Source organism: Streptomyces sp. NPDC047315, assembly GCF_040643215.1.
Classification (GTDB): domain Bacteria; phylum Actinomycetota; class Actinomycetes; order Streptomycetales; family Streptomycetaceae; genus Streptomyces.
The window spans coordinates 69,855-93,692 of sequence record NZ_JBEYTZ010000026.1 but is presented as its reverse complement, the minus strand read 5'-3'; the positions used below and the strand labels follow the sequence as shown (position 1 = coordinate 93,692).

29 protein-coding genes are annotated in these 23,838 nt (G+C 69.9%); 19 read left to right on the top strand and 10 right to left on the bottom strand.

Going from position 1 to position 23,838, the window contains the following annotated elements:
* Positions 1–62: 62 nt before the first annotated feature.
* From ABZ842_RS27525 to ABZ842_RS27460, 14 genes are all read left to right on the top strand, one after another.
* A complete protein-coding gene (locus ABZ842_RS27525; protein WP_361542161.1) occupies positions 63–1,487 on the top strand; it encodes a hypothetical protein in 1,425 nt (474 codons plus the stop codon).
* Between the two features lie 133 nt (positions 1,488–1,620).
* Positions 1,621–2,043, top strand: coding sequence for a hypothetical protein (locus ABZ842_RS27520; RefSeq protein WP_361542158.1), 423 nt, complete (start codon positions 1,621–1,623; stop codon positions 2,041–2,043).
* Between the two features lie 97 nt (positions 2,044–2,140).
* Entirely contained in the window at positions 2,141–3,955 is a 1,815-nt protein-coding gene (locus tag ABZ842_RS27515; RefSeq protein ID WP_361542155.1) for a hypothetical protein, read from the top strand.
* A gap of 93 nt (positions 3,956–4,048) precedes the next feature.
* Positions 4,049–4,489, top strand: coding sequence for a hypothetical protein (locus ABZ842_RS27510; protein ID WP_361542152.1), 441 nt, complete (start codon positions 4,049–4,051; stop codon positions 4,487–4,489).
* A gap of 75 nt (positions 4,490–4,564) precedes the next feature.
* The gene (locus tag ABZ842_RS27505) at positions 4,565–5,254 is read left to right on the top strand and encodes a hypothetical protein (protein ID WP_361542149.1); all 690 of its coding nucleotides are present in this window, start codon (positions 4,565–4,567) and stop codon (positions 5,252–5,254) included.
* 88 nt (positions 5,255–5,342) lie between these two features.
* Positions 5,343–5,795: a hypothetical protein gene (locus tag ABZ842_RS27500; protein ID WP_361542147.1), complete on the top strand. Its 453-nt coding sequence runs from the start codon at positions 5,343–5,345 to the stop codon at positions 5,793–5,795.
* Positions 5,796–5,887: 92 nt separating this feature from the next.
* The gene (locus ABZ842_RS27495; protein WP_361542144.1) at positions 5,888–6,976 is read left to right on the top strand and encodes a phosphoadenosine phosphosulfate reductase family protein; all 1,089 of its coding nucleotides are present in this window, start codon (positions 5,888–5,890) and stop codon (positions 6,974–6,976) included.
* A gap of 184 nt (positions 6,977–7,160) precedes the next feature.
* Positions 7,161–7,994, top strand: a complete 834-nt coding sequence (locus ABZ842_RS27490) for a hypothetical protein (protein WP_361542141.1) — start codon at positions 7,161–7,163, stop codon at positions 7,992–7,994.
* 63 nt (positions 7,995–8,057) lie between these two features.
* A complete protein-coding gene (locus ABZ842_RS27485) occupies positions 8,058–8,579 on the top strand; it encodes a hypothetical protein (RefSeq protein ID WP_361542138.1) in 522 nt (173 codons plus the stop codon).
* Between the two features lie 143 nt (positions 8,580–8,722).
* Positions 8,723–9,175 carry a hypothetical protein gene (locus tag ABZ842_RS27480; RefSeq protein ID WP_361542135.1) on the top strand — a complete coding sequence of 151 codons (453 nt, stop codon included), beginning with the start codon at positions 8,723–8,725 and terminating at the stop codon, positions 9,173–9,175.
* A 69-nt stretch (positions 9,176–9,244) separates the two neighbouring features.
* Positions 9,245–9,913, top strand: a complete 669-nt coding sequence (locus ABZ842_RS27475) for a hypothetical protein (protein ID WP_361542133.1) — start codon at positions 9,245–9,247, stop codon at positions 9,911–9,913.
* 70 nt (positions 9,914–9,983) lie between these two features.
* Complete coding sequence (locus ABZ842_RS27470; RefSeq protein WP_361542130.1) at positions 9,984–11,294, top strand: hypothetical protein; 1,311 nt, start codon at positions 9,984–9,986, stop codon at positions 11,292–11,294.
* 92 nt (positions 11,295–11,386) lie between these two features.
* Positions 11,387–11,830, top strand: coding sequence for a hypothetical protein (locus ABZ842_RS27465; protein ID WP_361542128.1), 444 nt, complete (start codon positions 11,387–11,389; stop codon positions 11,828–11,830).
* A gap of 339 nt (positions 11,831–12,169) precedes the next feature.
* On the top strand, positions 12,170–12,814 hold the full coding sequence (locus tag ABZ842_RS27460; protein ID WP_361542125.1) for a hypothetical protein: 645 nt from the start codon (positions 12,170–12,172) through the stop codon (positions 12,812–12,814).
* Between the two features lie 345 nt (positions 12,815–13,159).
* Here ABZ842_RS27460 and ABZ842_RS27455 read toward each other — a convergent pair whose 3' ends face one another.
* From ABZ842_RS27455 to ABZ842_RS27425, 7 genes are all read right to left on the bottom strand, one after another.
* On the bottom strand, positions 13,160–14,098 hold the full coding sequence (locus ABZ842_RS27455) for a hypothetical protein (protein ID WP_361542122.1): 939 nt from the start codon (positions 14,096–14,098) through the stop codon (positions 13,160–13,162).
* Positions 14,095–14,952, bottom strand: a complete 858-nt coding sequence (locus ABZ842_RS27450) for a ParA family protein (protein ID WP_361542119.1) — start codon at positions 14,950–14,952, stop codon at positions 14,095–14,097. The genes ABZ842_RS27455 and ABZ842_RS27450 overlap by 4 nt, the downstream gene beginning before the upstream one ends.
* A gap of 138 nt (positions 14,953–15,090) precedes the next feature.
* Positions 15,091–15,804: a polyprenyl diphosphate synthase gene (gene uppS, locus ABZ842_RS27445; protein ID WP_361542116.1), complete on the bottom strand. Its 714-nt coding sequence runs from the start codon at positions 15,802–15,804 to the stop codon at positions 15,091–15,093.
* Between the two features lie 34 nt (positions 15,805–15,838).
* The gene (locus ABZ842_RS27440; RefSeq protein ID WP_361542113.1) at positions 15,839–16,459 is read right to left on the bottom strand and encodes a hypothetical protein; all 621 of its coding nucleotides are present in this window, start codon (positions 16,457–16,459) and stop codon (positions 15,839–15,841) included.
* Positions 16,456–17,712 (bottom strand): MAB_1171c family putative transporter, encoded by a 1,257-nt coding sequence (locus ABZ842_RS27435; protein WP_361542110.1) that lies wholly within the window; start codon positions 17,710–17,712, stop codon positions 16,456–16,458. The genes ABZ842_RS27440 and ABZ842_RS27435 overlap by 4 nt, the downstream gene beginning before the upstream one ends.
* Positions 17,713–17,737: 25 nt before the next feature.
* Entirely contained in the window at positions 17,738–18,274 is a 537-nt protein-coding gene (locus tag ABZ842_RS27430; RefSeq protein ID WP_361542107.1) for a hypothetical protein, read from the bottom strand.
* 24 nt (positions 18,275–18,298) lie between these two features.
* Entirely contained in the window at positions 18,299–18,799 is a 501-nt protein-coding gene (locus ABZ842_RS27425) for a hypothetical protein (RefSeq protein ID WP_361542105.1), read from the bottom strand.
* A gap of 322 nt (positions 18,800–19,121) precedes the next feature.
* Here ABZ842_RS27425 and ABZ842_RS27420 point away from each other — a divergent pair, with 322 nt between their 5' ends.
* The 3 genes from ABZ842_RS27420 to ABZ842_RS27410 all read left to right on the top strand — a co-directional run bounded on the left by ABZ842_RS27420 (position 19,122) and on the right by ABZ842_RS27410 (position 21,102).
* On the top strand, positions 19,122–19,589 hold the full coding sequence (locus ABZ842_RS27420; RefSeq protein ID WP_361542102.1) for a hypothetical protein: 468 nt from the start codon (positions 19,122–19,124) through the stop codon (positions 19,587–19,589).
* Positions 19,590–20,188: 599 nt separating this feature from the next.
* Positions 20,189–20,635 (top strand): replication/maintenance protein RepL, encoded by a 447-nt coding sequence (locus ABZ842_RS27415; protein ID WP_361542099.1) that lies wholly within the window; start codon positions 20,189–20,191, stop codon positions 20,633–20,635.
* A complete protein-coding gene (locus tag ABZ842_RS27410) occupies positions 20,632–21,102 on the top strand; it encodes a helix-turn-helix domain-containing protein (protein WP_361542096.1) in 471 nt (156 codons plus the stop codon). The genes ABZ842_RS27415 and ABZ842_RS27410 overlap by 4 nt, the downstream gene beginning before the upstream one ends.
* A gap of 20 nt (positions 21,103–21,122) precedes the next feature.
* Here the strand turns inward: ABZ842_RS27410 and ABZ842_RS27405 are convergent, their stop codons facing one another.
* Entirely contained in the window at positions 21,123–21,626 is a 504-nt protein-coding gene (locus ABZ842_RS27405) for a hypothetical protein (RefSeq protein ID WP_361542093.1), read from the bottom strand.
* Positions 21,627–21,822: 196 nt separating this feature from the next.
* Between ABZ842_RS27405 and ABZ842_RS27400 the strand changes: the two genes are divergently transcribed.
* Positions 21,823–22,050 (top strand): hypothetical protein, encoded by a 228-nt coding sequence (locus ABZ842_RS27400; RefSeq protein WP_361542090.1) that lies wholly within the window; start codon positions 21,823–21,825, stop codon positions 22,048–22,050.
* A 96-nt stretch (positions 22,051–22,146) separates the two neighbouring features.
* On the opposite strand, the gene ABZ842_RS27395 is transcribed toward ABZ842_RS27400, so the two are convergent.
* Both ABZ842_RS27395 and ABZ842_RS27390 read right to left on the bottom strand, forming a co-directional pair.
* Positions 22,147–22,587 (bottom strand): hypothetical protein, encoded by a 441-nt coding sequence (locus tag ABZ842_RS27395; RefSeq protein WP_361542087.1) that lies wholly within the window; start codon positions 22,585–22,587, stop codon positions 22,147–22,149.
* A 110-nt stretch (positions 22,588–22,697) separates the two neighbouring features.
* The gene (locus tag ABZ842_RS27390; RefSeq protein WP_361542084.1) at positions 22,698–22,931 is read right to left on the bottom strand and encodes a hypothetical protein; all 234 of its coding nucleotides are present in this window, start codon (positions 22,929–22,931) and stop codon (positions 22,698–22,700) included.
* Positions 22,932–23,146: 215 nt separating this feature from the next.
* Between ABZ842_RS27390 and ABZ842_RS27385 the strand changes: the two genes are divergently transcribed.
* A complete protein-coding gene (locus tag ABZ842_RS27385; RefSeq protein ID WP_361542082.1) occupies positions 23,147–23,821 on the top strand; it encodes an RNA polymerase sigma factor in 675 nt (224 codons plus the stop codon).
* The last annotated feature ends 17 nt before the right edge of the window (positions 23,822–23,838 follow it).

Genomic DNA, 23,838 nt, shown 5'->3' with positions numbered 1-23,838 from the left:
TGTTCGATCTCCCGGCCCCGGCTCCGGTTGTGCCGGCCGCTTTCCGCCGGTCCGGTGTCACGGTGTTGTCGTACGGGTTGGGGGCGGATTCCACGGCGATTCTGCTCCAGTTCCTGGCGGCCCCGGAGCGGTACGGGTTGCTGCCGGATCTGTCTGATCTGGTGGTGGTGCACGCGGTCACCGGCGACGAGTGGCCCGACTCCCTGAGCTACGTGGACCGGTTGGTGTTGCCGTTGTTGCGGCGGGCCCGAGTGCGGCTGGTCCAGGTGGCGCGGGGTGGTCCGGAGGACGCCGACGGGGTGGTGATCCTGGACGACTCCCGGCAGCCGCGCCGGATCTTCGACCGGGGGCCGTGGCGGCTGTCGGACGAGCTGCGCGCGGCCGGGACCGTTCCCCAGATGGTGAAGAACCGGCGGACGTGTTCGATCAGGTTCAAGGGCTGGTGCCTGGACGCGTGGGCCGCGTACGAGTTCGGGACGGCGAGTTTCCGGCGGGTCATCGGGTACCACGCGGGCGAGCTGGACCGGGCGGAGAATGACACCGCCATCCAGCGGGGGCTGAACGCGGACGCCGGCCGCACGATCTGCGACCCGTACTATCCGCTGATCCTCGCCGGGATGGACCGGGCCGCCGTGGAGGCGTACGTCCTGGCGCAGCTCGGCGTACCCATCCGCAAGTCGTACTGCGCACAATGTTGCTTCTCTGGGGTGTGTGCTTCCCGGGACGCCCACGAGGAGCGGCTGAGGGATCATCCGCACGTCGCGGCCGGGGTGCTGCGCATGGAGTACGTCTCCCAGGCGCTGAACGAGCGCGTAGCGCTGTACGGGACGACATCGCTGCGGAAGCGGTTGACGCAGGACGGGCGGAACGCCGCGGTGCTGGACGCGTTCGAGACGGCGCTGGACCAGGCCCCGTACGCCGTGTACGAGGTGCGCCGGATCTACCACGCGGCCCGGACCGCCGACTGCCGCCAGTGGCACGGCAAGAGCTGCCGGGCGCCGCGCTGGTGGTGCCGTGAGGCCCGCACGGAGCAGTGCCGCGCCGACCACCCAGCCGGCGACTTCACCCCCTCGTGCTCCGGGCCGGAGGAGTGCCGGGGGCCGACGTCGAAGGGGCAGGCGTGGCGATCGGTGCGCACCGTGTTCGAGGGGCGTAGGGCGGACGCGGAGGCGTACGTGTGGGCCGTGGCCGCCGAGCACGGCACGAGCTTGGAGCGGGGCGAGCACTCGGGGGTGGAGCGGGCCCACTACCTGACGGAGGGAGAGAGCTACCCGACGGTTGGCGCGTACCTGGTGGCGGCGCCGGCAGGGGTACGCGACAAGCAGCGCCCGAGGTTCGAGGAGCGGTTCACCCAGCTCACGGGACGGTACGGGACGGTGGGCGTGCCGGTCCGGGAGCTGCCGGCGCCGGTCCCACCGCGCCGCACGGGCGGGGTGGTGCCCGTACGGCGCGCGAAGACGATTGGGAACGTCACACTCATCGCTTGAGTACAGCAATGAGACCGGCGCCAGATTTCACCGCCCCTCGCTAGGGAAGTTCCCAAACGACGTCGCATTGCTGTACTCTAAGACCTGTTGGCGGAGAGCACCGCCGACAAGCCCCAAACGAAGGACATCCGCAATGAGCGCTGCCTTGGCGACCCGCCCCATGGAAGAACCGGCCCCGCTGTACGGGCCGATGCGCCCGCTCCTCCACCACACGGACACCACGCACCTGACCGTTGAGCACTTGGCCGTGTACAAGTGCAGCCTCGCGAACGGCGAAACGCTGCGGGAGTCGACCATCAACGGCGACGACGGGAAGCCGATCCTGCGCGTGCGGCTCGCCTTGTACCGCGACCCCGTGAGCAGGTGGCCGCGGTACGCCGTCGATTACTGGTCCATCCGGGCGTACTGGGCCGCCGACCACACGCGCCGTGACGTGGCGGAGTCCGCGTACGAGGACGCCGTACGCCGCGAGTTCGCCGATCCGACGCTGGCGCTCCCCCTCGCGCGGTTCGCGCGCGGCCTGGCCAGCTTCTACGACATCACCGACGTCGCCTGACCGGTCGGCCCCCCTTTCCCCGCCGGGCGCGACGGTACGCGCCGCGCCCCGGCACCCTCCCCCTCTGCTCACCGCACCGCACCCGAGGAGTACCCGCATGTCCCGAGCACTCGATATCGCCACCGGCACGATCCACCTTCAAGGGATGGGGCGCGTGCCCGCCATCCCGGCGCCCGAACTGAAGGTCGGCGACCAACTCATGTACAACGGCGGCAGCATCTACCAGGTCAGCAAGATTGAGGACGCCTCACCGAAGTACTACCGCGTCTTCGAGGTGAGCGCGGAGACCGGCGAGGAGTACAACCGCCGCGTCAAGAAGGACTGGCTGGTGGCCCGTGCTGCCGAGGCCGACCGGCGCCGTCTGGGCCATGACGCCCCGACGACCGCCTACCGCGCCCAGGTCTACGCCCCGCTCGCCCAGACCTGGACCACGGTGAGCTACGGCGCCACCGTCGAGGACGCCGTGAAGGGCCTCACCACGGGGCGTCAGTTCTCGTACTTCGGGTCCGTGCTCTTGGAGCGTCACGGGCTGGCCGGCACCTATGACACCCGCGTCGCCGCCGTGAAGGCCATGGAGGAAGGCCAGACCCTCACCGCCGAAGACGGGCACCGCTTCCGCATCCTGCCGCCGGAGCAGCCGGCGAAGGCCGCCGAGCCCGCCCAGACGGCCCCTGCTGCCGCCCCTGCCCGCCCCACGATCACGGTCACAACCGGCTTCACCCGGAAGTCGATTCCGACGCGTCTGCGGGAGTCCGGCGCCCCCGGCAAAATGGTCTACAGCGAGAGCGCCGGCGCCCCGGTGTGGCGTCTGCCCGGCGGCGTGGACCTCACCCCGGGGGAGGCCGTCCACTGCTTCCTGCCGGCCGCTCCTGATGGTCACCGGCAGATCGTGGACCGCAGCGTGACCGGCCCGGGTGAGTACTGGGTCGGCGGTCCGTGCGGGCGCGGTCGTGTGTACGGCGGCGCCCAAGGAGCCCGGCTCTACGAGGTCCGGCGGACGGACGAGGGGCTGACGACGACGCCGGAGGCGACGCCCGAGCACGCTGAGGTGCTGCGCCGGTACCTCACCGGCCCGCGGCCGGTGCGCGTGCTCATCTACACCCGCGACCAGGACGAGCGCGGCGCCCGGGTTGTCCTGGACACCGAGACCGTGGTGCTCGACGGTCCCGACCCCGACGACTGCGAGGCGTGGACGGTCTGGCTGCGCGACTACGGCAAGGCGTGGCTCGCCACCCACCGGGACGACTTGGAGCCCGGCGAGTACCACGCCGTGGTCGTCGACCCCCGAGCCGCCGACTGCGCAGGCTTCCAGGGGCTGGATGACCTTGCCCCGACCGTCGACCTCACGGGTATCCCCGCACAGGCGTCCGGGCTCAGTCTGGGGGATTTCGTCGAGTACGACGGGCGCGTCATCGATGCTTCCGAGGAGCCGCACTTCGTGCCGGGTGGCCGTGGCTGGCTGCGCGACGTGTGGACGAGCGACGGCGAGACCGTGGCGCGGGTCGAGCGGGTGGACGGCGGCACCGACGCTCCCGCGCTGAAGGACCTGCGCCCGGCCACGACCACGGTCACGCGGAAGTCCAGCGAACTGCGCGCGGGAGACATCGTGCGGACGTACGGGATGCGCGTCCGCCTCGATGCGCTGCACTGCCCGCCGTCCGGCAGCGGCGAGCACGCCGTGTATTCGTGGAGCGGCACCGTGCTGAACCTGGCCGAAGTCCTGCATGAGGAGTTCGTCCCGCCGTCGTACCTCCGCACGTGGGCGGGGCGGACGGTGACCCGTGACGACGCCTGGACGGTCCAGGGAAGCGACCTCAGGATGCACGCCGTCGAAGTGCCGGAGAGCAACGCTCCCGAGCCCCCGGACAGCCGCCCCGCGACGACCGCCAGCGCCGCGCAGGTCGAGAAGTAGACCGCGCCCGCCTCACCACCACCGACTGACACCGCCGTCCGGGGCGCAGCGCCGCGCCCCGGGCCCGGCAGCACCCTTGAGAGGACTTGTCCCATGGCACGACAGATGAGAGCCACCGAGCGCGCCGCTCGCGACGTCGTCAACACCTACGTTCGCGCCGGTCTGATGGGGCGTGGGGAGGCGAACCGCGTGATCCGTGACGGGCTGCACATCGCGGAGACGTCCGTACGCCAGAACTACGCGAAGGGGTGGGGGTCGGCCCTGTACTACGGGCAGAAGGTCGCGGCGGCGCGCGAGGAGTTCGACGCCGCCAAGGGCCCGATCGCCCGGCGCATCAAGGGCGGGCGCCTGCTCGTCACCGCGATTTCCGCGGCGGTGTTCGCGGTCGTGGAGGCCGAGGAGGGGCCCCGCGACGGCGCGGAGCAGCTCACCCCGGCGCAGGCCGAAGAGGTCATGGCGACCGTGCGCGGCGTCGCTCGCGAGGCCCGCGAGGAAGCGGCCAACTCCCGTACCTGGTACCCCGCCACCGCCTAACCCCCCCGGGGCCGGGGCGCACCGCCCGCGTCCCGGCCTGGCAGCCCCCCCCATCCCGACTTTCGAGGACACGCCTTGCAGAACTCCCCGGCCTACCGCGTCACGGTCGCCGACTTCGGCGGTGCCCGCTCGACCCGCACGCTCACCCCCGCCGAGGGGGACATTCTGATCGACAGCGCGTTGTGCGACGGGGACGACGTGGTCCCGGACGCGGACCGGTCCGGCCGTATCACCATCACCCGCACGATCCGTGGGCGCCTCTCCGCGGTCGACGCCGAGCTGCGGACGCTGCGCCGCGTGGTGCGGCTGGAGCCGGTGTGCGGGCCCCGGCTGGTGACGGCCCGCCAGTACGACGACCTCACCCTGATCCACGACCGCGACGCCCCCGGCAAGTTCCCGGCGCGCCTGGTCGAGGGGCGCCTACGGGCCGGGTTCGCCGTGATCTCCCCGGCCGCCACGGCGCGGCTCTTCGGCCGGGGGTGGCTCACCTCCCACACGGACGGCGCCATCACCGTCTCCTACGCGGGCCGCGTCGCGATGGCCCTCCACGAGCACCGCAACGAGATCGTGTTCATTGGAACGCATCGGTGGGTGCAGCGGTCGGACGGCACCGGCGGGTACGAGCCGGGCATGCCCCTGTACCGGGCTGGCTGCTCCTGCGGGCACCGCGCGGCCACCCGGTTCGAGGAGCGGGCCTGTGCGCAGGCAGCGTGCCGCCGGCACCGCCTGAACCACCTGCGCGCCGTTTTCGGCCTTGCCCCCTGACCACCCCTCCCCTCTCGGGGGCGTAGCGCTGGCCGCGCCCCCGGCACGCCACCTCTCTTTCGCCCACTCAGCCTTGAAGGACCCCGCCATGCAGCAGACCGAACTGGCCTTGTTCGAGCTTCCCGCCCCGGCGTCGGCCGCGCCGCGGGTGCGTGTGCCGCTGCCGTTGGGGGAGCTGCCGGTGTCGTGCGTGCCGGCCGCGTACGACCGTGAGCACCTCTACAGCCCGCGGGCCGGCACGGCGGAGTGGGTTGAGCACCGGCCCGGCGACGTGTTCGGGCCGCTGCCGCTGGCACCGTCCGCACCGAAGGCGTTCGCCGCCTGGTGGAAAGGGGTGGCGTCCGTGCCGACGCCTGACTTCCTGGGGCTGGTGGCCGGTGACGAGATCACCATCCAGCACGTGGGCCAGGTGGGGCCGGGGACGGTGCACTCCACCCGCCGCTTCGGGGCCGTCGTTCGGTGCCCCGTGCCGCCGGGGGGCGACCGCCCCTACATCCAGCAGTTCGTGAAGTCCCGGAACCAGTACGGCCACTGGTACTGACCCTCCCCGGCGGGGGTGCGACGCCCCCCGCACCCCCGCCGGCCCCAGACCACGCCCCGCCGCCCTCTTCCCGCGCCTCGAAGGACCCCGGCATGCAGACCCTGACCCTCTTCGACCTCGACCGCTCCGCCCCGCAGGCCGCGCCCCAGGCCGCCGTACGGGTCAAGCCGAAGCGGAAGAAGCGCACCATCCACGCGTCGGTGCCCCTCACCCCATGGACGACCGTGCCGGACGAGCTGCTCCGTGACGCGGACTGGATCGTCGTCTCGTCGTCGGGCGGGAAGGACTCGCAGGCGATGCTGTCGTACGTCGCCCGGCGCGCGAGGCTGCTCGGCATGCTCCACAAGGTCGTCGTGGTCCACGCCGACCTGGGGCGGGCGGAGTGGAAGGGCACCCGTGAGCTCGCGGAGCTCCAGGCCATCATTGCCGGCGTCGAGCGGTTCGAGGTGGTCACCGCGTCGGGCCCGGATCTTCTGGACCGCGTGGAGATCCGCCACGGCAAGCTGAAGGCGAAGGCGGAACAGGACGCCGTCGAGGCGGGCGAGGACCCCACCACGGCGACGGTCGCGCCGGCCTGGCCGTCGAGTGCGGCACGCTGGTGCACGGCTGCCGTGAAGCGGGGCCCGATCCACACCCTCTACACCCGGCTCACGGACGAACTCGCGCACCTGGGCCGCCCCGTGCGCATCCTGGAGTGCATCGGCCAGCGCGCCGCGGAGAGCGACAAGCGGGCGCAGCTCGCCGGGGTGGAGATCAACCGGACGGCGAGCAACGGCAAGCGGCACATCACGACGTGGCGGCCGATCCACGCGTGGAGCGACTGGCGGGTGTGGCGGGAGATCGCCCAGTCCCGCATGCCGTACCACCCGGCCTACGACTGGGGAAACAAGCGGTTGAGCTGCGTGCTTTGCGTTTTGGGGTGCAACAGCGACTTGGTCAACGGCGCGCGGCGCGTGCCGGAACTCGCCGCCGCGTACGCCGCGACCGAACGGCGGATCGGGGCCGACTTCAAGAAGGGCTTGTCCATGCAGGAGATCATCCGGCGCGCCCAGGCCCTGGATGAGGCGGAGGGGCCGGCCGGCCGGCCGCCGGTGGGTACGGCCATGGCCGAGCACCTCGGGCACGCGGCGACCGGCAAGTATCGCGCCCGTCAGTTCGCGCTGTACGGCCTGGCTGCCTGATCGGGACCATGCCGGTTCGGGTCGAGGGTGGGTTCGCTTGGCCGGGCCGCCTCCCCCATGCGTCGCATTGCTGTACTCTAAGACCTGTTGGTGGAGAGCACCGCCAACAAGCCCCAAACGAAGGAAACGCATGCCTTCTGTCGCCCTTTTCGAGCTGCCGGCACCCGCGGCTAAAAGTACAGCAATGCGACCGTCTGCCCCGGAGAACCCCGGCCGCCGCTCGTACGATGACGTCGACCGCGTCACCTACCTGGGCACGCACCAGCCGTCGTGGCTTGCCCGGCCCGAGTTCGGAGACGACTGCATCCCGCTGTGCGTCGCGAACCACCGACTGTCCAGGCGCAAAACGCTGCCCCGCTCGGTCACCCCGTGGATGCTGGACTCCGGCGGCTTCACGGAGCTGTCGAAGTACGGCGAGTGGACCGTCACCCCGTACGAGTACGCCGCGGCGGCGCGCAGGTACTACGACGAGATCGGCATGATGGACGCCTGCGCCATCCAGGACTGGATGTGCGAGGACGACATCTTGGCGAACACCGGCCTGACGGTGGAACAGCACCAGCTCAAGACTGTGGCGTCCTTCCTCAACCTGATGACGCTGGACGCGGATCTGCCGTGGATGCCCGTGATCCAGGGCTTCACCCTCGACGACTACCTGCGCTGCGTGGACCTGTACGAGCAGGTCGGCGTCGACCTCACGATGGAAACGGTCGTCGGTATCGGCTCCGTGTGCCGCCGGCAGGCCACGGGTGAGGCCGTACGGATCATCGAGACCTTGTGGTCCATGGGCATCCGCCTGCACGGGTTCGGTTTCAAGGTCACTGGTCTACGCAAGACCGCCCACCTGCTGTACTCCTCCGACTCCCTCGCGTGGAGCCTGAACGCCACCAAGAGGGCGCCGCTGCCCGGGTGCACGCACCAGCACTGCGGGAACTGCCCGCGGTACGCACGAGGGTGGCGTAACCGCCTCCTGAACTCCCTGCCCGACCACCGGCAGCTCCTGACGCTCACCGTCTGATCCGCATCTTCCCGGGGCGTCCGCAGCGGCGCCCCGGGGCCCCATCCCGAGAAGGAGACCCTCGTGTCTGCCGTATCCAGCAAGCTCGCCGCGAAGTTCGACGAGATCCGCGCTGCCGTCGACGCCGCCGAAGCCCACGCCGAGAAGGGCTCCGCCTTGGCCGCGATGGAGGCCCTCTTGGCCGCCGCGGCGACCATACGGGCCATCATCGAGCCGAGCCCCGATCAGGCCCGGCGCCCGATACCTCTGGAGAGGCTCGTGGACACCGTCGGGCGCGCGCTGCACCGGCGGAAGCCCGAGGAGATCGCCGCCGTGCCGTGGATCGCCGAGGCGATCGGTATGCACGCCCCCCAGGTGCTTGCTCTGGGCGAACTGGCGGCCGTGGCAGAGCAGCAGTACCGGGCGGCGCTCGTCGAGTGGATCACCCGTGACTGGACGTGCCTCTGCGTCGTGAACTGCGGCGAGGATCCGGCGACCGCGTGCAGCCTCTCCGGCGAGACGAGCCACGTGCACCCGGCGATACCGGGCCGTCCCGGCGTGTACGGGCCGTGCCCCGTGCACCCGGACGCCCCCGGCGACCTGTAGAAGCCCGGCGGGCGGTCCGCCCGCCGGACGAAGCGTCACCGCCGCGGTTGCCCCCGGCCCGCTCCGGGGCGGGGCGGGCCGGGGGCAACCGCGGCCACCCCGGGCCGGAGAGCACCGGCCCGCCCCGAACGAAGGAAACCGCGATGTCTCGTGCTACCCGCGCCCACTCGATCCGCCGGCACCTTGTTGACGGCGGGATCGTCGACCTCGGGCTCACCGTGGATGAGCAGAAGACCAGCCACCCCACGCAGTACGACACCAACGGGTTCGCCGCCCGGCAGCACGTCGACGACGCCGGCGTGCTGCTCGTCATCGTCGGCGCCTACGGCCCGGACTGGTCCGCCACCATGCGCGAGGTGCGACACCAGCTGGAGCAGCCGCACGTGAAGTGCCACGTCGACGGTGAGGCGCCCGTCCTGGCCGACCACGAGTTGCTGGTGCGGTGGGCGACGGGCGCGGAGCTGAAGGCCCGTCGCGCGGCGCAGGAGGCACGCCAGGCCCCGCTCAAGGCCCTGATGCGGCAGCAGGAGGCGCAGCAGCGTGCCGAAAACGAGAAGCGAGACCTTGAGCGCGGCGGCCAGTTCGGCCTGTTCTGACGTCCTTCGGTGGCACGACCGTGCCCCGCACCCCTCATCATCCCCCCCCACCTCGAAAGGGGCCCTTCAGTGAACGTCGCCCTCACGATCATCCCCTGCTCCACGCCGCCCGAGCTGTACCGCCGCCTTGACGGACAGAGCAGCGCGCAGGCCCCGTACATCGAGCTTGACTTGCGTCGGGGCCTGCTGCTTGCCGACGTCGACGTGGAGATCGGGAACGCCTTCCCGCCCTCCGTCCGGGACGGTTTCGATCGCCGCTACGCGATTCCGGTCCTGACCGGTGAAGCGGCGAACCGGGTGATGGAGGAGATCGCGCCGTTGGCGGTGCGCGTCCTCGCTGACTGGGAGAAGGTCTGGGACGGCAACGGCATGGTGGCCCGGCTCGGGAGGAGCGCGCTCGCAGCCGAGTCGGAGATCAGGGAGCGGCTGGGGCTCGGCCGCGGCGATCGCGGGTTCGAGAATCAGGGCTTCGACGAAGAGGACTTGGTGGGGGAGTGGAGGGTCGACGGGGCGGTGAACGGCGGCGAGGTTGAGGAGTACGGGATCACCGCCGAGACGAGCGACGAGCGACTCGACGACATCGAGCGGAGGATCCTGACGGACCTGGCCGAGTGCGACGACAACCCGGTGGCCGTCTGCCACGGCCTGAGTGAGTACCTGCGCAGCCTGCGCGCCGACCTCGCCGAGGTGAGCGACGTGTGCGAGTGGGCCCCCGCGGCGGGCAGTACGCGCACCTGAGCGTCCGGCGCCGGGCGGTGTCCGTGCCGCCCGGCACCATGAAGCAACCAGATCGAGGAGGAGCACTGTGGTGGAGAACGAGGCGACGGTGACGGTGACGGTGCCGACCGTGCCGAGCGATGCGAACGTGTACAGGTCGTGGCGAAAGATCCTGACGGGCCTGGACGACGGGGCGAAGGGGAGCGCCGCCGTCCTTGGGCCGGAGGTGGGGCACGGAGCGGTCGTGGAGACCGCGGCCGGCGCCCTGGTCCTGGTGGTGGACCAGCACATCACCGGCTGGGGCGAGACGTACCTCACGGGCAAGCGGTACCCGCGCATGGACGCCGCGGTGTCGCTCCATCTCGTTGAGGACGACGGGGCACTCAAGCAGGTGTGGGCCCGGCACTTCAAGACGGCGGGAGGGGCGTTCGGCTCCGCTGGTCTGGGGCAGCTCCGTAAGCACCTGGCCGCGCGACCGCCTGCGGCGGAGCTGTCGTTGACCGTCGTCGACCCCGGCCCCGGCCGCCCGAGCTACCAGCCGGGCCCCTGCTGCTGGTGCGGCGATGTCCTCCCGACGGGCTCCGGCGTCCTTGTCGGCCGCGGTCCCCAGGTCGAGCACCGCAAGGCGTGCCCGTCCGAGCCGGCCGCGCCCGGTACGTGCTGCGCTCGGTGCGGTGAGTCCGTCGCACCCATGACCGCGCGCCTCACCGTCGTTCGTGAGGGCAAGGGGCGTCGGGAGGTCCTGCACACGGGCCGGTGCGAGGATCATCCGTCGCTTGAGCAGTACGAGCGGCAGGTGGCCGCCGCGGAGGAGGAGCGCGCGGCGGAGCGGGCCGCCGAGAAGAAGCGGGAGGAGAAGCGGGCGGCAGCCGCGGAGAAGCGGAGCGCGGCCAGAGCGGCGAAGAAGAAGGCGGTGCAGGAGGCCGCCGCGGCGACGAAGGCGCGCGTGGAGAGCCTGCCGGTCGTCGCGGAGGCCGGGCGCACCGTACTGTACGACAAGGGCCTGAGCCCGTACGGAGATCGGCTGCGGCTCGTCGAGGTCACGGTGACACTCTCCGACGGAGCGCCGGCCACCTGGTGGGAAGTCACCGAGCACGGCGGGCACCAGGAGGCCGCCGGCGGTCGCGGGGGCGTCTTCTACCTACTGGACGAGGCCCGGTACGAGTACCAGAGCCACAAGTACCAGCCGGGAACGTACGAGCCGTACCGCAGGCAGCGGCTTACGCCGCTGGCCTGCCCGGAGGATGGCTCGAGGCACTGCGGTCACTGCGGGTCGCACGCTCCCGATCCCGCTGGATGGATGATCGCCTCCTTCGGGCTGGCGTGCACCGTCGACTGCTACACCCACATGGCCAACGACCCCGGCGACCACGACCGGCAGTTCCACGGTTCGCGCAGTTGAAGGAGCTGCGCCACCCTTCTACAGTCGCGCCTGGCGGAGGCTCTGTGAGGGCGGCTACCGTCCACCTCAACCGCCAAGGAACCTGGAGAAGGATGTCTGAGACTCGGCCCATTTTCAGGATGCGGGCGCAGTCCGCGCGCATCGCAGAGCAGCCCGTGATCGTGATGCTCGAGCCGGAGACCGTCTCGTGGCTGGGCGAGGACGGTTCGCTGCGCGCCCGTGACGTCACGGAGTTGGCGATGACGTCGCACGGAGCTCGACCGTTCACGATGCCGCCCAGGTTCGACGCGGACGCGGCCCCCGGGTGGAAGGCGTACCTGTCGCTGGCCACCAGCAGCATGCGCATCGTCTCTCCCAACGACATGCTCCTCTACGAGGGCACGATGCCGACGACGCCGGACTGGCCGCGCGATGTTGCCGCCGCCGGCAATGCCGTTCTGATCACCGGCCCCATGGCGACCGTCGCCGACTTCGAGACCTTGGTCGCTGAGGGCCGGGTGCTGTGGCTTCGGATTCCGTTCGAGATCAGAGCGTGATAGCCGGCGCGTGCCCGCTATCGTGGCCCCTGTGTTCCCCGCGTAAGCGGGGGTGACTCCATCCAGACGGGTTGCGCCACTCCGTCTGTACTGCTCCCCGCAGATGCGGGGGTTCTCCGGCACCGCCGCTCGACGTGCCTGCGGGCTGAGCGTGCGCCCGTTGCTGCGGGGTGTTCCGCCTGAGCCCGTCACGGTCAGGGCGCGCCCCGCTGCTCCCCGCAGATGCGGGGAAGACTCCGATGCCTCTTGCCGAGCCGTTCGAGCGGCGCTCCCCGTGGATGTGGGGGCAAACCGAAGGGATGAAAGGTGCCTCATCAGCGTCACCCGTTGGCCTCCTACGTGGAACGTATCGACGCTGCGCAGGTCTACACGACGCGGCAGCTCGCCGAGTTGCTTGAGCTTCCCCTGTCCAGTGTTCCGGGGATGGTCAGCCACGGCTGGTTCCCCGGCAGCCGCATGAGGCCCCACCGGCGCGGCGGTCGCGTTCACACGTGGACGGGGAAGCAGTTGCTGCGCCTCGCTCGCCGCCCACTCGAGGTGGAGTACGACCACGAGCGCTACGCGCCGGCGGCCCTGTACCGCGCGGGTTGCCGGTGCTTGTCCTGCGTACGGGAGCACAACACTGCGAGCCGGGAGCGGCGCCGGGCGCTCGCCGATCAGGAGTTCCCCAGCGAGAAGCGGGCCCAGCTCGTCGCCCTGGTCCAGGGCGGCATGCCTGTGGTCGAGGCCGCCGTCGAGGTGGGCGTAGCGGTGGGGCAGGTGTACGGGCGGGCGACGTGGGATGCGGAGTTCGCTGAAGGACTCGACGAGGCCGCGTGGTCCCTGTGTGTGCTGGGCGACGACGACCCGGCGTGCAGCACGGCCGGTGGGTATCGCGGCAACGAGCGGGGGCGGTCGCCGCGGCCGGCATGCAGGGGGACTGGGTGTAGGGAGTGGCGACGGGGTGAGTCCCAGCGGGAGCGGGCCGAAGCCGCCGCCGGGTGAGCGACGGCACCTGCGAAGCACGATGGCCCCGGACCGAAGTCCGGGGCCATCTGGATGCGTAGTGCGATCCTCACCTGGGAACCCGATCCCAGTTTTCAACCGCTCCGATGGTGTGCGGTGTGCTTCTCCGCGCGGATGGATGTCCTGCGAACCCTTGGCGGGTAGATGAGCCCGGGCGGAGTCCTCGTCCCTTGCGGAGCGAGGCGGTTTCACCGTAGCAGCTCGCGCCGACAGCGGGCCCGTTCTCACTCTTTCGGGTCATGTGACTGCCGTATGCTGCACAGTTGTTCCAGCGTGGAGCCCCGGTCACCTGCTATGGCCGGGGCTCCACGCGTTCCACGGGCTCTACTTCTTGTTCGGCTTCCGGCCGGGCGTCCGAGCGGCCTTCTCCGCCGCCCTCATGCGGTTGAGGACGATGTCGAAGACCGTGGAGTCCTCCGGATCGGAGAACGCCTGCATGAGCTGGAGCTGTACCTCCGAGCGCGGGATACGGCTGCGCTCGAGGCCGTTGGCCAGGTCGATGGCGCGCCGGTCGACGGCCCGTGTCACCGCGGGCGGGATCGCGGGGGCCGCGGCCGGCAGCTCCCCGAGGAGTACGCCCTTGATGGTTTTGGCGAGGACGTCGGGGTCCTCGTCGTCCTCGAGTCGGAGGTCGCCGGGCATGAGCTTGATCGTCTCGCGAAGACGATCGGCCGTCACCTTCTCGGCTCCGACCGATTCGGCGACGAGGACGTACACCGCCACGGCCGCGTTCAAGCTGAAGGCGTTCTTCACGGGCACGAGTTCGCGGACCTGCCCGGGGTTCGTCTCGTACCCACGGGCCATGAGCACTTCACCGATCGGCCATGCTGCCCGGAGCTGGCTGCACTTGGAGGGGCGGACGCCCTTCTCGGTCCACGCCCAGTCCTCGATCGTCGTGTAGCAGCGCTCCGGGTCGAGCTTGTGGGGCGTCGTACGGAAGAGGCGGCCGGTGGCGATCGTGTCGAGGGACTTGCCCTGCATGAACCAGACGGTCTCGGCGAGGGCGATACCCGCCTCGCATTGCCGGAGGCGTTCTACTTCCTCGGAGGTGAGCGCGCCCTCCCCGGCGGGCTCGACCGGGTCGGGAATCTTGTCCAGGCCCGGCCTGGCCTCCTCGACGGCGGACTCGACGGCCTTCTCGATGGCCGCCTGGCGGTCCGCGTCGACGGCCTTGGAGCCCTCGGCCAACTTGCCTTTGCCGCGGCGCCGGGACGAGCTCCAGCTCGCGTCCTCAGCCCATGCCTGCTTCTGCTCTTCGCTCACGCGGCGTCCACCAGCCCGGCCTTGACGACGATCGTGCGGAAGAACTCGGCGGTGTCCGACTTCGGCCGGTACATCTGGACCGGCTTACCTTCGGCCTCAGCTTCGCCCAGGTCGGCGCCGCGGAACGGGATCTCGACGAGAGGCGCCAGGTCGGGGTGGCTGCGGAGCTGCTTCAGGATCACCTTGTTGTACTCGCCGCGGCCGTACAAGGCGAGGCTGATCACCATGCCGAGCTCGTGGAAGTCGTCGCGCTCGAGTTCTTCCATGATGGACTCATGCTGGTCGAGCTGAGAGCCGACCGCCTTCATCGCCCACTTGTGGGTGTTGGCCATCATGAGGGCACCGTGCGCTGCGGCGGTCATCGAGTTGGTGTCCGTGTCGATGGCCGGTCGGGTGTCGATCAGGATGTAGTCGTACTCACCCTCGAAGTGGGCAAGCATCTTGCGGTGCGCGTGCAGCGCGTTGCCCCGCTCGCGAAGGCGCGCGGGCAGGAACGTCAGGTCGAGGCTGGACGGCAGGACGTGGATCAGCTCGTACGGCTTGGCGACCAGCGGGTGCGGGTCGACGCCCTTCAAGAGGCAGTCGGTCTGTGTGTGCCCCTCGTCCTCGTCGAGTCCCTCGAGTTTGAATCCGTCGGTGAGGTTCATGGACGGGTCACCGTCCACGATCAGGACTCGCTTGCCGTATGCGGCGAGCGCGCCGGCGAGGTTCATGGTGGTCGTCGTTTTGCCGACGCCGCCCTTCTGATTGCACATCACGATGGTGCGCGTCGTCGTCTTGCCCGGGATGGCGGACGGGAGCGGCCCGTATCGGAGCCGGTCTGCGGCAGCGAGGCCGCCGGTCGATGTTGTCATGGGAGGGACGATAGTCAGACCGGCACACCAGGTTGGGCAGTGAGCCAGTATCTGTACCGGACCGGGTGCATGGTAGGGCCCCGTACGTCACCTGTACGGGGCCGGCGGATCTGCACAATTGTGCAAGAACGATCTTGGTCAGCGTCCGAAGGTGCGGCGCTGCTCGGCGTGCCGGGCGAGGGCTTCGGCGAACGCCGTGGGTGAGTAGTCGGGCCAGTAGCAGTCGTCGAAGTGCAGCGTGGCGTCGGTGGCCTGGTAGAGCAGGAACCCGGAGAGGCGGTGTTCGCCGGAGGTGCGGACGATGAGGTCCGGGTCGGGCAGGCCCGCGGTGGACAGGAAGTCCTCCACGGGCAGTTCCACGCGTTCGTCGTAGGCGGGGGAGTGCAGCGCTCGGTTGACGGCCTGGCGGAGGTCGGCGCGGCCGTCGTAGCTGATGCCGAGGCAGACGGTCATGCCGGGCAGGTTGGCTGTGCTCCGCTGGGCGCGGTGGATCGCGGTGAGCAGCCGGCCGGGGATGAGGGTGCCGGCGGGGAACTGGGAGAGGACGCGGAGCGGGCCGGTTGCTGCGGCGGCCTCGACCGCGAGGAGATCAACGATGACCTCGACGAGGGCGTCTACCTCTGCCTCGGGGCGCTGGAAGTTCCGGGCGGACATGAGGAAGACGGAGACGGTCTCGACGCCGAGGGTGCGGCAGTGCTCGACGGTCGTGTGGACGGCGGCTGCGCCTTGCCGGAAGCCCTGTTCGACGGTGGTGCCGTGGGCGGCGGCCCAGCGGCGGTTGCCGTCGGCGATGAAGCCGACGTGGCGGGGGACGTCGAAGGTTGCGGGCGCGGTGGTGGGAAGCATCTGCATGGCCGGGAGGAGTACAGACACGGGTGCCCTTGCGTCATGCGGTGAGCGCGGCGAAGACGAGGCCCGCGGTGGCGGTGCCCGCGGCCGTGCCCGCGATGGTCTGGGCGAGGGTGTGGTCTCGCAGGGCGATCCGGGACCAGGCGATGACGCCGACGAGTGGGTAGGCGAGCCAGAGCAGCGGGCCCCAGGTGAGGGCGAGCATCGCGAGCGCGCCGCCGGCGACGGCGGTGTGCACCGAGATCTTCCACTTCCACAGGGCGGTAGGGAGTAGGAGGACTGCGAGGGTGGCGAGCATGGCGACGACCAGGGCGAGCATCGCCCGGGGGGCGTCGAATGCGAGCATGCCGCCGATACCGGCGCCGACGGACGCCATGATGACGGGGATCAGCAGCTTCCGGCGCTGGACCTGGCCGACGTGCCGGTCCGCCCACATGCCGGTGCGCATCCCGTACTTGATGTACGCCACCGGTATGACGGCCGCGAACACGATGGCCTCGAGCGCCCACAGCACGCCGGTGAGGGGGTTGTCCTGCGCCAGGCCCACGCCGATGCTCACCAGGATGATGACGTTGCGCGGCTCCAGCCCGTCGGTGATGAAGCGGGCCGTACGGTTCTGGGCTCGCGCCGCGGCGGCGGGAGCAGCGGTGCCGGTCATGCGGTGACCTCCCGGGGCGTGTTCTGGTTGGTGAGCCGGGTTGCGGCGTCGGCGAGGTCGGGGGCGGCGTAGAAGTCGGCGACGCGGGCCAGCCGCCTTGAGTTGGCCAACAGGTCGTCCCCCAGGGACAGCAGGGTCTCCGCGGGGCGGCCGGCACAGGGCTCGCCCTCAACAGCTTTATGCCGGGCGACGCGCAGGCAGAGGGCCTGTTGGGCGGCGAGAGCGTCCTCGCCGCGGAGGCCGGCGGCGTGGGCCTCCGCGAGGGCTGCTCGGTGGAGGTCGTCGCCGACCCACGGCAGGAGTTCGAAGCAGGCGTCGGAGATGTCGACGACGCGTTCGTCCAGGCGGCCGTAGAGGTCGCGGACGCGGCGGTGTTCCTCCCGCTCGGAGGGGGTGGTCTGGAGGCGGCGGCGGATGACGTCGGGCGGGAGCACGGACACCAGCTCCTCCCACAGTGGCCGTAGGGCGATCAGGCCGCGGCGCGTGCGGGCCGCGCGCAGGAGGAGTTCGGCGGCGCGCACGGAGCTGCCCGCGAGGACGAGGAGGATGGTCGCCATCTGGATGAGGGAGCCGCCGCGGTGGAACGCCGCGTCGCTGAGGGGGAACGTCCAGCCGGTGAAGCCGCAGATCAGAAACGAGATCCGGTAGACGGGGTAGAACGCGCCGACGCCTGCGCCCGCGGCCATCAGGCGCATGCAGAGCCGCAGCAGTCGGTCGTCGGTGCGGCGGGCGACGGTGAGGCACAGGAGGGCGGAGGGGGCGAGGGCCGCGCCCATGCTCAGGAGGTAGAGCGCCAGGTGGGTGGTGCCGGCGACGTCGCCGTACTGGGCGGAGGCGAAGTCGCGGGAACCGTCTGGGGCGATGATCGAGGGGTCGGCGTAGGGGAAGGCGACGGTCGCCCCGATGGATGCGACGGTGACGACGACGAGTCGGGGCTTGAGGGCGATCCAGCGGCGCCAGGCGGGTTCGCGGTCTCGGGGTGGCACGACGGACTCGACCCAGCCGACCAGCAGGGTGCAGGCGACCATCACGGCCAGGTGCTTCGGCAGCACCGCGGCGTCCTTCATGCCGGTCAGGTCGATCAGGAGGTCCTCGAGGAGGGCCAGGCGCAGCGTCGCGGCGACGGCGAGGGCGAAGAGCGTGGCGAGGATGGCGCGTTTGCCCGGGGTCGTCGGCCGGTGGTAGGCGCGGACGAAGACCACGGCCCACAGCGGGAGGGTGGTGCTCAGGTCGATGAGGTCGTCGGTAGACACGGGGGCTCTCAGCGGCGGGTGGGGGTCACAGGCTGTGGTGCAGCCGATCGACCAGGGGGTCATGGTGTCGGGTGTCGCGCGCCTGTTGGGCGGCGAGGCGGCGTAGCGCGAAGGCGTACCGCTCGGCCGCGTCTTCGATCTGCTGGTACTCCGGATCGTGTGGGCCGTCGTGGGAGCGGGCGCGGCCGAGGAGGCAGCCGCCGAGGAAGTCGGGGCTGAGGAACTCGTACTCGGCGGCCTCGGCCGGCAGGGGTTCGGCAGGTAGCTCGAGGGTTTTGTGGCCGAGCTCGATGTGTCCGTTCTCGTGGGAGAGGCTGTGGGTGGCGGCAGCTCCGGTGAGAGCCGGGTCGAGCCAGACAATGTCGCTGTCGGCATGGGGCCGTGTCAGCCACAGGGCGTTGGCGTGGAGCCCTGGGAGCGGCGACGGCCCGCGCCACAGCTCAAGGGGCCGCCAGTAGCGCTCGCGCATCACTGCGAACAGGGACTCGACCGTTAGCGGGTTGGGGACGGGGAAATCGGCGAGCGCGGCTCGGACTGTTCGGTCGTGGGGGTGCTGGATCACCGGAGTTGAACACCTTGTTGGGGGCTAGCTGGACGGGGGCTCTGGTGGTTGGGCGTTGTTCTCCATCGCCTCGAGTTCCTCGAGCTGCTCGACGAACCGGGCGGCGCGCCGTTGCCCGGCCGGCGACAGGCGGCGGGCTGCCCGCGCGAGCACGGCAACGTTCGGTGGCTCTGGTTCTTCACTCGTTCGACGCCTGGTGTCCACGAAACGTTGCGCTTCCGCCATGACCTTCGCCGCGGTTTCGCTGCCGATGGCGTTGAAGGTGTCGAGCGGGACTTGGAAGAAGTCGGCGAGGACGGAGGCGTATCGGACGCTGGGCGACTGGATGTCGCCCTTGCGGAGTCGGCGGATGTACTCGCTGGTGATCGTGTTCGGGCCGTGCTTGTCGTTGATGGCCTCCGCGACCTGGGCGTTGGTGTACTCGACGAATGTGCCGGGGGCGGCTGGGTTCTCCTTCGCGCTGGCCTCGAAGAGGAGGTTGAGGCAGGCGGCGAAGGCTGGAGGGAGCTGAGGGGCAGCAGTCACTGTGAGGTGATCTTCCTTGGCGAGCGGTGAGGCCCTCACCTTAGCCCGCCGCAACGGATTGTTGGCGACACGAAGGTTTCAGCAACGAATAGTTTGACGATTGAGGGGTTAACCATCTTTGATGGACCAACCGACACTCTCCGGCAGTGAACGGTTACCGAAAGTGTGTTCGCGCATCCGTGCGCAGCTCCAGGAAGGCCCCCCGTGCCACCCCCACCCCACCCCCCAAGTCCAGCCTCGCTCCAGCCCGACGACCCTCTCTGCAACTTACCCATCATCGAACTAGTATTCGACAATGGGGTACCCGACGGAACGGACCACCGTGACGATCTCTGACGCTGTACCGCACAACCCGCCGCCGCCCACCGCCTTCTCGAACGACGCCGGCGGCCCGCTCAACCTCCTCGACACCGCAAGCGCCATCAGCTTCTCGATCGGCCCTGACACCCCGCCCTCGGTCGCAATGGAAGAGGCCGTCGCAATGGTCGGGATGACGCTGCCGCGGTTCCTAGCCGGCGCTCCAGGCGCGAAGGTGACGTGCGAGGCGGCCCAAGCAATCCTTCGGGAACTGGTGGACGTCACAGCACGGCACAAGGCAAGCCAAGACCTCGTGGGCCGCGTCACCTACGACGGCGCCCACGTCATGGTGTCCGTCGGGGACATGGACTGCCGCCTGCCGGCACCCGAGGAGGAGCCCGGGCTGTACCTCGTGCACCGCGTCGCTGACGACGTGGGCCAGTACTCCGGCGACATGGGCGGCCAGGTTACCTGGGCCTCAGTTGCTGCTTAGGTGTGTAGTCCCAAACTCGGGCGGGCACTGATGGAGCGCCTTCGGGCATCAGCCATCGACAGCACGCCACAGCGATGCGTACAGCCGAGCGGGCTGGCGCGCGTGTGCACCTCAACCACGACCAGACCTCAGCCACGCCCTTTGTTGCTACTGGTCCGTAACCCACGACCACCGTCAGCTCCCCTCGGAGGGGACCCTCCACCCCGAGGACCGGAGCGCTTGCGCGAGGACCGCAGGGCCACCCCAACGAAGCGAAACCTGGGACGCCGGCGCGCGGTACCTTCTTTTAAGAGAGCGCAGCCCTCTGACCTGCGGAAACGTGGATGATCTATTCCGTCCTAGCGGTATAGATCTCGGGCCGCAGCAGGGAGTTGTATTCCGCTTAGCGGCATAGATCGAGTACGTCAAGCAGATCATCGCGACACGCGAATACATCCCTGCAAAAGTTGCGCGTGGTGGTAAGTTTTGCGTGTCATTCAACCGAAGGAGCAGGTCAAGTGCCCACGCCTGCAAGGCGCTCAGCAGCCTCGCCGCTGGTAGAACCGCAGCGTCTTGTTGCCGTTCCAGATCCAGCGCAGGTAGAAGACCTGAGCCGGGTCATGCTCAAGCTGCTGGACAACGTCGCCAGCCACGGCGGCACGATCCTCGCAGAGCCGCCGAAGAGGAAGTATCAGTTCCACAGCGGCCAGCACACGAGCTTGGACCTGGGGCTCCAGGGGAACCTTTGGCGCTTCGGCCTCACGGGCATGGCCCGGAACCTCCTCGACCACATGAGCGCCGAACACGACTTGGACGGTCAGCTCCGTGCCACGCAGAAGGAGCTAGCCGAGCACTTCGGCTGTTCGCAGCCGAAGGTCAGCAAGGCCCTCGGTGAGCTGTTCTCGCATCACTTCGCCTGGAAGGTACGCAGGGGGGTCCTCCAGGTGAATCCCACGTACGCCTACCGATGGGGCAGCAAGAAACACCACTCCCTGATGACGAAGCTTGGAGCAAAGGCGCTCCGAGAGCACACCATCGTGATTCCCGATCAGGGGAGGCAGTCATGAGCGCCGCCGCCGCACTTGTCCGAAACCCCGACATGTTCGAGCGCCTACCCGACGCGGGTCTGGCCAAGACCGCGCGCGAGGTCTTCGACATCCTGCAAGCTCGTCAGGAGCCCGGCGGGCTGGTGCGCATCACGCAGAAGGAACTGGCCAAGCGCCTCGGTATCACGGTGCCGTCGGTCTCCCGGGCCATAGGGGAGCTCAAGGACCGCGGCCTTGTTCACCCCCGGACTGTTCACGGCAAGGTACAGATCCATCCCCTGTTCGCTGCCTACGAGACGGTGGCTCACATGGTGAACCACATCAGGGACGAGAGCACTCACGTATGGCCGTTGAACTTCCCAGGGCGTGCGGTACCGCTGCCGGCCGGGAAGGACCCTCGAGCGGGCACCTCGTTCGACCCCGATCCCGATGGCGGCGAGGATGCCCCCCTGCCCGAAGCGCCGCCAACGCTGCGCCTTGCCGGCTGACTTCCGTTCGGCGCCCGGAATCAGGCGGAGGACCTGAGTCGACTGACAGTGCCGGCGACCAGTTCGGCCTGCTCGCGGTTGTCGTACCAGGCGACGGGTTTGCCGTCCTGGCGGTCGACGACGGCGAAGGGTTGGAGCCGGCCGTGGAACCGCATGTTGTCCTGCGGCCGGTTCTCGACGTGGTAGCGCTCGAGCGGTTCTTCGTCGTCGCGGCCGATGTGGGCGAAGCGTTCGGCGATGTGGGGCGGTGCTGGGGAAGGGGCGGGGCGGCGTGTGGCCGCCATGGGGAGGTCGGTCTCGGTCACCCCGAGTTCGGTGAGGGCGTCGGGGAGCGCGCCCAGGCGCCGGGCGACGATGTAGGCGTTCTGCTCGGCGACGGTGCCGGCCTGCCGGTTCCCGAGGAGGACGTACTCGGCGAGCAGCTCGTCGAGCGCGGTGCGGGCGGATCTCTCGTCCCCGACAGCACGGGCTGCTTGGACGCGGTCGATCAGCGGGGCGTTCTTCGTGGCGAACGAGTCGAGCACGGCGTGGCTCCTACCCACAGTGCGACGGCGGGGAACGCCACGCTACTACCTTCTGGCCTTGATAACGGCCCAGGGCGAGCCCCTTTCCCTAGGAGCTTTTCGCGCGCGCAGCCCCCGCGCCTCGCGGCGCGGCTGGCGAGAAGGGGAGGGCCGCCCTGGGCCGTTATCAAAAAGATCGCGAGAGGAAGAGGTCGTGATGGGATGGTCGCACGTCAGCGATGGGGACGAGTTCGAGTACCTCGTCCCCATCGAGACGGCCACCTACGAGCTACACGTGGCTCTGACGGAGGCTGGCGTCTCTCACCTCGTCGCACCGGGGAAGAAAATCTCCAGAGGCGTCGACCTGTGCGTCAGCCCCGACACCGCCATCTGGCTGGCCAACCTCGTACAGCAAGCAACCCGCGGCGCGACAAGGCGCTCATGAGTTCCCATTCAGGCGACATCCCCGACCTCCGGGAACTGCGCTCCGCTGCCGACCCCCGCCAGACGGAGGCCGGCAGCGGCACAAGTCGGGGAGGAGCTATGCCGAGCCGAAGTGGTAGTCGTCCGGGCCCACCGCCCAGTCCGTTCCCTGGAGGTCGGTAGCCGACGCCGCTTCCTGGAGAAGCGTGATCGCCTTCTCGCGAGCGCGGGCGCCGGCGATGGCATCGGTCGTCACGTCCACACTCCGCTCCTCGAGGAGTTGGAGGACCGTCCCGGCGAGCAGGACTCGCTGCTCCCAGGCGCGTGAGCGGGACGAAATGAACGGCTCGAGGATGTCGGCGGAAATCCCGGGGGTACGCCCCTGCATGGCCAGGTCGAAGGCGACGTGGTGGAGGAGCATTCCGAGGTGGTAGGGGTTCACGCCGACGCGGTGGTAGGCGAGCAGCCGGGCCCGGCGTTCCATCCGGGAGTCACAAGGCAGCCCCTCCACCCAGTCGGCCAGCATGCGCCCCATGAGTCGCAGGTCGTGTTCGGGCATGAAGGATCCTTTGAGGTCGGTGATGGGATCCCTCAAGGGCTGATGACGACCGGTATCAGGCTACCGGCTGGCGCCTGGCCGGGAGGTGGTTGGTGCAGGACGGGCAGGGACTACAGGTCCTCGCTGACGCGCATGACGTAGGTCCCCTCGCGTAGCGGGCGGGTGCGGAGAACACCGCGGCGGCGGCCTTTGCGGATCACGGCGGTGAGCCGGTCGCCGGGGATGCCCGCGTCTTTCACTCGCTGTGCCGCCTCGGGCATGGGGATCCATTGCCCGTAGGGGAGTTCGAGGAGGACCGCGTCGAGGCGGTCGACGTTCATGGCCGGGGTGGCGGTACTGGTCACGGACGCTCCTTCGTTCGGGGCTCCTGTCCCGAGTGCTCTCTCGGGGCGGAGAGCGTTAGAGTACAGCAGTGCGACAGAGAGGGTCTGGATTGGGCGGTGACGGGCGAAACCTGGCCGGTTATGCTGCATTCGCGCCGTAGCGGAAGACGATCCTCCTGTCGGATTGCCGGTACGCACCTTGGGCGCGAGCACCGGCACTTGGGGGGCACCACGCCGTGACCGACAGCACTGACCCGCTGGACCGACTCATCGAGCGCGCGGCTGCGGGGGACCACGACGCCATGCTCGCCTTCCACAGGAGTCTGAGCGCGACCGTGTACGGATGGGTGCGCCAATCCATCCACGACCCGCACACCGCAGAGGACCTGGCCCAAGAGGTCTGGATCAAGGTGACGCAGAACCTTCAGCGTTACCGGCCCGGTACCAACCTGATGGCCTGGCTGCTGACCATCACCCGCAACACGATCTTCGACCACCTCCGCACCGTCCAGAGGCGCCCCACCGAGGTGCTGGGCGCCGATCACCTCGCGCTGAGCCGCCCGCGGCCGGGCCTCACCCCCCACCAGCACGCAGAACGCCGGCAACTCGCCCAGGCGATCGAGGTGCACCTGGCGACGCTGAAACCGGACCAGCAGCGCTGCCTTCGACTGCGCTTCTTCGAGGGCCTCACACCGGCGGACACCGCCCAGCTCATGGGGAAGACCGTCGGGGCCGTGCGCACCCTCACGGTACGGTCACTGCGCAGATTGGCTCAGGCGCTCCCCCCGGGGGAAACCTCGGCCGAACTGATCGAGGAACTGCTGACCGTCGCAGTGGGCAGAGGGAAGGTAGTCGGTGTTCGGGTCCAGACAGGAGCAGGGGAAAGGGCGCAGCATGTGGCGGCGGGCTGACGGAGGATCAGAGCGCT